Origin of the sequence: Sphingobium sp. C100 (genome assembly GCF_000508185.1) — a bacterium.
In the GTDB taxonomy this organism is placed as follows: Bacteria; Pseudomonadota; Alphaproteobacteria; order Sphingomonadales; family Sphingomonadaceae; genus Sphingobium.
On the sequence record NZ_AYOY01000047.1, the window covers coordinates 1 to 7849 of the forward strand.

The 7849-nt window shown below is 66.3% G+C and carries 10 protein-coding genes; 8 read left to right on the forward strand and 2 right to left on the reverse strand.

Annotated features, from left to right (window positions below):
- The 4 genes from C100_RS29750 to C100_RS29765 all read left to right on the forward strand — a co-directional run.
- Positions 1 to 336 (forward strand): winged helix-turn-helix domain-containing protein (locus C100_RS29750; protein WP_024018692.1); only part of this gene is annotated, 336 nt, incomplete at its 5' end.
- Positions 329 to 1678, forward strand: coding sequence for a sensor histidine kinase (locus tag C100_RS29755; RefSeq protein ID WP_024018693.1), 1350 nt, complete (start codon positions 329 to 331; stop codon positions 1676 to 1678). The genes C100_RS29750 and C100_RS29755, both read left to right, overlap by 8 nt.
- Positions 1675 to 2235: a hypothetical protein gene (locus C100_RS29760; RefSeq protein ID WP_024018694.1), complete on the forward strand. Its 561-nt coding sequence runs from the start codon at positions 1675 to 1677 to the stop codon at positions 2233 to 2235. The genes C100_RS29755 and C100_RS29760 overlap by 4 nt, the downstream gene beginning before the upstream one ends.
- A gap of 173 nt (positions 2236 to 2408) precedes the next feature.
- Complete coding sequence (locus tag C100_RS29765) at positions 2409 to 2777, forward strand: hypothetical protein (protein WP_024018695.1); 369 nt, start codon at positions 2409 to 2411, stop codon at positions 2775 to 2777.
- A gap of 39 nt (positions 2778 to 2816) precedes the next feature.
- On the opposite strand, the gene C100_RS29770 is transcribed toward C100_RS29765, so the two are convergent.
- Positions 2817 to 4025 (reverse strand): phospholipase D-like domain-containing protein, encoded by a 1209-nt coding sequence (locus C100_RS29770; protein ID WP_024018696.1) that lies wholly within the window; start codon positions 4023 to 4025, stop codon positions 2817 to 2819.
- Between the two features lie 124 nt (positions 4026 to 4149).
- On the opposite strand from C100_RS29770, the gene rpoZ reads away from it, so the two are divergent.
- The 4 genes from rpoZ (at position 4150) to C100_RS29790 (ending at position 7227) form a co-directional block, all read left to right on the forward strand.
- Positions 4150 to 4494, forward strand: a complete 345-nt coding sequence (rpoZ, locus tag C100_RS29775) for a DNA-directed RNA polymerase subunit omega (protein ID WP_024018697.1) — start codon at positions 4150 to 4152, stop codon at positions 4492 to 4494.
- Positions 4495 to 4749: 255 nt separating this feature from the next.
- A complete protein-coding gene (locus tag C100_RS29780; protein WP_024018698.1) occupies positions 4750 to 5181 on the forward strand; it encodes a PilZ domain-containing protein in 432 nt (143 codons plus the stop codon).
- A 118-nt stretch (positions 5182 to 5299) separates the two neighbouring features.
- Entirely contained in the window at positions 5300 to 5668 is a 369-nt protein-coding gene (locus C100_RS29785; RefSeq protein ID WP_031308775.1) for a BlaI/MecI/CopY family transcriptional regulator, read from the forward strand.
- Complete coding sequence (locus C100_RS29790) at positions 5665 to 7227, forward strand: M56 family metallopeptidase (RefSeq protein WP_024018700.1); 1563 nt, start codon at positions 5665 to 5667, stop codon at positions 7225 to 7227. The genes C100_RS29785 and C100_RS29790 overlap by 4 nt, the downstream gene beginning before the upstream one ends.
- A 3-nt stretch (positions 7228 to 7230) precedes the next feature.
- On the opposite strand, the gene C100_RS29795 is transcribed toward C100_RS29790, so the two are convergent.
- On the reverse strand, positions 7231 to 7849 hold a 619-nt coding region (locus C100_RS29795), incomplete at its 5' end, for a ribosomal RNA small subunit methyltransferase A (protein WP_024018701.1).

The window sequence follows — 7849 nt, forward strand, 5'->3', positions numbered from 1 at the left end:
CGCCGGCGCAGCCATGAGCCGGTGCTGCTGTTCGGCGACCTGGAATGCCATGTGAAGGCGCGCACCGCCTTTCGCCAGGGGCGGCACCTGCCGCTGTCGCCCAAGGAATTCGAACTGTTCCGCTATCTGATGGACCATGCGGGTGAAGTGGTGACGCGCGAGATGCTGCTGCGCCATGTGTGGAAGCTGAGTTTCGACCCCCAGACCAACGTCGTCGATGTCAATGTCGGCCGCCTGCGCCGCAAGCTGGAGGACGGGTTCGACAGCCCCGTGCTGGAAACCGTATGGGGCACGGGATACCGGCTGATCGCCCGGACCGACGCGGCCGGTGGCTAGGCCGGGCCTGTTCCGGTCGGTCTTCGGCCGGGTCACGCTGTCGGCGCTGCTGGTCAGCCTGCTTTCGACCCTGGCCTTGTTCCTGGTCGTCCGCCAGATCGTCGACAATGACGGCCGGACGATGCTGGCGCGGGAGGTCGATACCGATCTGGCCGGCCTGGCCGACATCTATGTCAGCAGCGGCAATGAGGAACTGAAGGCGCGGATCGCCGATCGGTTCGTCGTGCAGCGGCAGGATGGTGAGCGGGTCTGGTATTTGCTGGCCGACGATGAAGGGCGCCCGATCGCCGGCAATCTCGACCGCTGGCCCGCGATCGCGCCCGAAGTGTCGGAGGCGCGCTTCGTGTCTCTGCCCGACGGAACGCGGATGTTCGCCCGCGCGACCCGGCTCGGCCCGGACACGCGGCTGGTGGTCGGGCGCAGCGACTATCGTGGGCAGGCCCTGCTTGGCCGGCTGGCGATGGCCTTCGCTGCGGCGGGCGCGCTGATCGCGATGCTGAGCCTGGCCGCGGGCCATTTCGCCGCGCGGCGCCTGCGCGTGCGGGTGGGGGCGGTGAATGCCACCTTTACGGCGGTGCGGGCCGGCCATATCGAGGCGCGCGTGCCCGGCGCGGGCGACACCGACGAACTGACCGAACTGGCCGCCAACACCAATGCGATGCTGGATCAGGTGGAGCGGTTGATCCAGGCGCAGCGGGCGGTGTCGGACCAGACCGCGCACGAAATCCGTACGCCGCTGATGCATCTCGACACCCGCATCCTCAAAGCGATGGAAGCGACCCGGGACGAGATGCTGCTGCGCACGCTCGACCAGTCCCGCGCGGAGATTCGCGGCGTGGTGCGGCTGCTCGATTCCCTGCTCGACATTGCGGGCACGCAGGCGATGCGCGGCGACATGCGGGGCCTGGCCGAAGTCAATCTGAGCGACATCGCCGAAAGCCTGGCCGATCTATACGGCGCCAGCGCTGAGGAACTGGGCATCGGTTTCCATGCACGGATCACGCCCGGCGTGATGCTGCGCGCCGATCCGATGCAGATGATGCGGTTGATGTCCAACCTGCTCGACAATGGCTTCAAATATGTGCCGAGCGGCGGGACGGTGTCGCTGGAATTGTCGCCCGGTCCGCGCATTGTCGTGCAGGATGACGGACCCGGCATTCCCGCGGCCGACCGTGAGCGCGTCTTTGAACGCTATGTCCGGCTGGAGGGCGCGCCCGATGGCGGGCATGGCCTGGGCCTGTCCCTTGCCTTGGCGATCGCGGAGCGGCATGAACTCTCGCTGCATGTGGAGGACGCCGCGCCCGGTGCGCGTTTCGTGCTCCAGCGGGAGGAGGTTTCATGATCAGGCTGTTGCTGCCGCTCTTCGTTGCCATGGTCGCGCCAGCCATGCCGGCCGCCGACATGGGGCCGCCGGACCCGGTTCTGCGCACCCTGATGGAGGGAGATGCGGCGCTGGCGAGCGGCGATCATGCGGCGCTGCGCGCGCGGGCGCAGATGTTGACGGCGCTGGGCGCCACGCCGGCCGAGGGGCAGGAGGATCTTGCCAGACTGTGGACGCGGGAGGCGCAGGACCATGGCGTAGCCCAGCCGGCATTGGCCTTTCGCGGCAGGGCGCTCGGCCCCGCCTATCGGCGTGGATCGATCGTGCCGGGGGGCAGCATGACCATGCGCCAGTTGTTCCTGGGCGGGCAGCGCGCGCAGATATTGGTCGCGCCTGCAGGTGGTGCGGGTCATTTGTCGATCCGGGTGCAGGGCGCCGATGGCGAAACCCTGTGCGCCAAGCCGGTCGGCGACCCGCAGGCGGACTGTGCCTGGATGCCGCTGTTCACCGAACGTTTTGACATCGTGATCGAAAATGGCGGGGCGGCGCCGGCGGGCTTTTATCTGGTGGTCCGATAGCCGCAACTGCCTGATATTCATCAATTAGAACGGTCTCTTGAAGTGTTGGGCGGCGCTCGCTCCGTCGCTGCGCGCGCCCGGCTCGTCCATTCTGCATATCCGTTCAGGCGCAAAGGGCCGGGCTCCGGGCGTTGTGGAGGCATGGTTCAGATCAGCCAAGAGGAGAAGAACCGATGATCCGATCGACATTTCTGGGTGCCGCCCTGCTGGGTCTCGCGCCCGCCGTTGCGCTGGCCCAAAGCCCCGAGGGGCCGGTCAGCTATGAGGAACAGTTGGCCCAGGTCGAGGACCAGCTCGTCTATCAGGCGCCGATCGCCGGCGTGCAGAATGATTACTGGTTCAACTATCAGACCGATCTGGCCGAAGCGCGCAAGGAATTGACCAAGGATCTGCGTCGATCGTCCGATGCGGAGGATAATCGCGACGCCTGGGAGGAATATCGCGCCGAACTGGCCGACGCCCGTGGCGATTATGCGAAGGAAATGGCTGAAAAAGGCTATCCGACCGGCGAAGTCCGCGTCCTGGAGGGCGCGGGGCGGTAATGCCGTCGGGGCGGGGAGGGGAGGAAGGCCGCTTGCTCCTCAATCCGCGTCGGGATTGCGGAAGTTCAGGCGCCGCGTGACGGTATAGTCCAGCACGCCCACGAGCAGATAGCTGATCCCCTGTTTGAGCAGGGTAAGGAAGGTTCGGCCGGCGCGGTGTTCCGCCAAGGTGATAGTGCGGCTTTGCTCCGCTTCCCGCGCGATGAAGGCGCGGACGGCGGTGGCGAAGGCCGCATCCTCGATCCGCAGCATCACCTCCAGATTGAGGAACAGGCTGCGCATGTCGAAATTGGCCGATCCCACGAAGACGGCGTCATCAATGACGATCAGCTTCATATGCAGTTTGCAGGGCTGATATTCGGCGATGTCCACCCCCCGCCGCAACAGCGGTCCATAGAGCAGTCGCGCCGCCGCGACGGTGGCGCCATTGTCGGATTTGGCGGGCAGGATGATCCGCGCGCCCCGGCGCCGGGCGGCCCGGGCGATGCGTTTGAGCATACCGCGGCCCGGCGAAAAATAGGCGGCGATCATGTCCACCCGCTGCGCCCGTTCCAGATCATGCTTGACGACTTGCGCCCATGGGCTGAGCCGGCGGGTGGGGCCTCCGATCAGCCAGCGGAACGGCCCGGCCGCATCATGGTGCAGGACCGGATGCCAATCCCGCACCATGCGCCGCAATGTGCGGAAGCGCTGCTTCTTCGTCGAGACCCAGCGCCAGAGCTGGCCATACCAGAGGGTCATCGCCTCGACCTGGCTGCCTTCGATCCACAGGCCAAGGTCGCGCCAGCAATCCTCCGCCGGTATGCCGAAATAGCCATCTTCGACATTGAAGCCGCCGATCAGAAGCCGCTCATCGTCCGCAATCGCCATCTTCTGATGGTTGCGGATCAGGTAGCGGGTCGAGCGGCGCGCGCCGAAGCGGCCGAAATGCGCGCCTGCATCGACCAGCGGCGCGAAAAAATGGTTCGGCGTGCGGCCTGAGCCGAACGCGTCGACCATCAGCGTCACCGCCACCCCACGCCGCCGCGCCGCGACCAGCGCATCGCGCACCAGCGTCCCGCTGTCATCCGCGGCAAAGATATAATAATAGAGTTTCAGGCTGGCGCGCGCGCCGTCGATCAGCGCGACCAGCGCGTCGCGCAGCGCCGGTCCCTGCGTAATCAGGCGCAGATCATTGCCGTCCAGCCTGGCGCGCACATCCTGCGCAGGGTCGGACCGGGACGGGAGGGCGGGCTTGACGGTCGCCATATCGCTTCATGCCTCTTTCGCTTCTCTCTGGCCATGGCTTTATGGCCTTTTCATTGACTCTCCGCGACATGGCTGCTAAGCAGCAGCTTCACGATTTCCTTCCGTTGTTTTCAGGAGGCCCTGTTTGGCCCGCGTTACCGTCGAAGATTGTGTCGACAAGGTTACCAACCGCTTTGACCTCGTCCTTCTCGCCGCCCAGCGCGCGCGGGAGATTTCCGGTGGCGCCGAACTGACGCTTGATCGCGATCGCGACAAGAATCCGGTCGTCGCCCTGCGGGAAATAGCGGAAGAGACGGTGCTTCCCGTGGATTTGCATGATTCGCTCGTCGGTTCGCTCCAGAAGGTGCAGATTGACGATGACGACACGCCTGACGAAATCGGCTCGATCGCCCAATCGGCGGAGGCCCTGCGCCTGACCGCCGCCGCGCCGCCGCGCAACCAGAATATCGGCGGCGATTACGACGGCTGATCGCCTGACGCCTTTGGAGAGGGAATGAGGCTCGGCCTGCGCAAGCAGGACCGGGCCTCGACCTTTTCTGGCCCGCGTTGAGGCGGGTCGGGCTGCCGATACCATGGCTCTCGGCATGGCTTTGGACCCATATGCGTGCTAATCTGTTGTTCAGATGAGGAACCGGAGTGGATGCACCGTCATGGCATCGAATCCTGACGGCGCATCGAATAGCGCCTCGTCTTCCTCTTGCCGCTCATCATTGCGAGAAGGATCATGGACCACCCTGAACGCCCCAAGCGCGCCAATGTCTTCATGGACGCCAACCTGGAAGCCGAAGGTACGCTTTCGGACGTACAGATGGTGCGCATCCGGGACATTTCGGCAGGCGGTGCGAAAGTGCAAGGCCCCGCCCCGGAGGTCGGCACCCGCATCGTGCTGACACGCGGACGCTTCGTCATTCCGGCCCGTGTGGCCTGGGTCCGAGACAAGCAATTCGGTGTCGAATTCGAAAAACCCATCAATGTCGATGAAGTGATGAAGGCCGCCGGGCCGGCCAAGGCGCCCGACAAGCCTGTCTATGCGTCTGCGCTGACATCCCAATATCCCTCGCCTCCGCAGGAGCATGGCGCCGCCCGTGCGCCCGCGCCGCGCCCGGCGGATCGCCGGCCGGTCTTCGGGTTGCGGATCGCGACGTCCAGCCGCTGAAGCGCCGCGCCCGACGGCAGCGGCGCGCCTTTCCGACCATGTCCGAATCGTCGATTGACTACAGCTGTAATCAGTGCGATTACAACTGTAGTTGGAATAGGCGAGTCGAGTGCGAAACGTGAGCGAGAAGATCAGCGAAGCGGAACTGGTGGTGATGGAGGCGCTGTGGGAAGCATCGCCGCAAACCGCCAATGATGTCGCCGATCGCGTGATCGCGAGCCGTGACTGGAGCGTGCAGACGGTCAAGACCCTCTTGTCGCGCTTGATGGCCAAGGACGTGATCGCCGCCGATCAGGATGGCCGCCGCTTTCTCTATCGGCCCATGGTCGCGCGCGACGATTATGTCGCCAGTGAATCCGGGCGGTTGGTGAACCGCCTGTTCGGGGGACGGGTGTCGCCGCTGATTGCCCAGCTTGCGAGCCAGGACCAGTTGACGGCGGACGATATCGCCGAGCTTGAGGAAATCCTGAAAGGGCTGAAATCATGAGCGTCTGGCTGGCCGAAACCCTGATCGCCACCACCTTGCTGATGGCGCTGGTCATGATGCTGCGGCGGCCGGTCGCGCGCTGGCTGGGGGCGGGGGCGGCCTATATGCTCTGGGCGCTGCCGCTGGCGCGGATGCTGTTGCCGGCGTTGCCGGATACGGTCGCCGATCCTTCGCCGCTCCATGTCGCGGTCGGCCAGTCCGGCTTGCCCGCGATGCTGACCAATGCGCCCGCCGGAGCGGCCATCGACGCCGCGCCGGACCTGCCCCTGCTGGAAATCGGCATTGCGCTCTGGCTGACCGGGCTGGTCGCTTTCCTGATCCTTCAGGCCGTGGGCTATGCGCGCTTTCGCCGCCATATATTGCGCGGGGCGACCCTGATCGGCGAGGAAGGCCGCATCCGCACCGTCACCAGCCCGCAGGCGTCCGGTCCGCTCGCGTTCGGCATCATCCGGCCCTATATCGTCCTGCCGGCCGATTTCGCCCTGCGCTATGATCCGCAGGAACAGGATATGGCGATCGCCCATGAACGGGCGCATCATGAACGGGGCGACCTTGCCGCCAACATGATCGCGCTGCTGCTGCTGGCGGTGCATTGGTGCAATCCGATCGCCTGGATCGCCTACCGCGCTTATCGTGCCGACCAGGAAACCGCCTGCGACGCGCGCGTCCTTTCGCTCTACGGCAGCGACCAGGCCCATGCCTATGGCCGCGCCATTTTGAAGGCCGCGGGCGGCCGGCAATTTGCCGGGGCCTGCCATCTCACTCGTCTCGCCACGCTCAAAGGGAGGCTGAAAATGCTGTCGACTCATGAAACATCGCTGCGCCGCATCAGCTGGGGCATGGCGGCTGTCGCGCTGGTTACCGCCACCGGCCTTGCGCTGACCGCGTCAGGCAGCCGCGCGGCCCAGCAGATGGCGGCGATCACCGGAACGATGGAGAATGCCGACCTTGCGCGGCTGACCGATCTGGTCGCCAAGCCGGCGCAGGTCAGCATCCCGGCCGCCGCAGCCACCCCGGCCGTCCCCGCCGCTCCTGCGGCGTCCGCCGAACCGGATAGGATGAGCCAGGCCGATCCGATCCCCGCGCCGCCGCCTGCGCCGATCGCCCCGGTTCCGCCGGTCCCGCCCGCCGCCGACATGGTCGCGCCGATCCCGCCCGTTGCCCCCGTGCCGCCCGTGCGCGTGCAACGCGAAAAAGGGCAGATCTCCGTCACTCATGCCAATGGCCGGGTCGTGACTCATCGCATTCCCACCGAGGCCGAAATCGCGCGCATGGTGCCGATCGTCGACGTTCGCGAAGGATGCGAGGGCAAGGATATCACCAGCCGTCGCGAAACCGTGGATGCCAATGGCCAGCGGCATATCCGCGTCCGAATCTGCGAACGCGCAATCGAAGCGCAGGCGCGACATGCCGCGCGCATGGGCACGGCGGCGGCGCGCAAGGGCCTGCTCGCGGCCCGCGCCCAGATCGCCGCGACCCGGATGCCGGCCGAAGCCCGCGCCGACGCTCTGCGCGACATTGACGATCAAATCGCCGAGATCGACGGCGAATGGAACTGAGCTTCAGCCTTGGCTCAGCCTGCGGGCGACGGCGACGAACGCTTCGACGCTGAGCGTTTCCGCGCGACGCTGCGGGTCTATCCCCTCGGCCTCCAGCGCCGCCAGCGCGCCGGGCAGCCCTTTCAGACTCTGCCGCAGCATCTTGCGCCGCTGGCCGAAGGCCGCGGCGGTCAGCCGTTCCAGATATTTGATCTCCACGCCCTCTGGCGCCGGTTTGGGCGTGATGTGGACAACGGCCGACATCACCTTGGGCGGCGGGGTGAAGGCGCTGCGATGCACCTTCATCGCGATTCGCGCGTCGCTGCGCCACTGGGACAGGACGGCCAGTCGGCCATAATGGTCGGAGCCCGGCTTCGCCACGATCCGTTCGGCCACCTCCAACTGGAACATCAGCGTCAGGCTGGCCCACCAGGGCAGCGGGCGCCAGTCCGCCGACAACCAGCCGACCAGCAGGGGCGTGCCGACATTATAGGGCAGGTTGGCGATGATATGGGCGCCTTCGCCGGCTTCGGCCCTCGCATCGACCTGCATGGCGTCGCCGGAAATGACGCGAAGCTGGCCGGGGAAAGCCTCCGACAACTCCGCCAGCGCGGGCAGGCAGCGACGGTCGCGCTCCACCGCC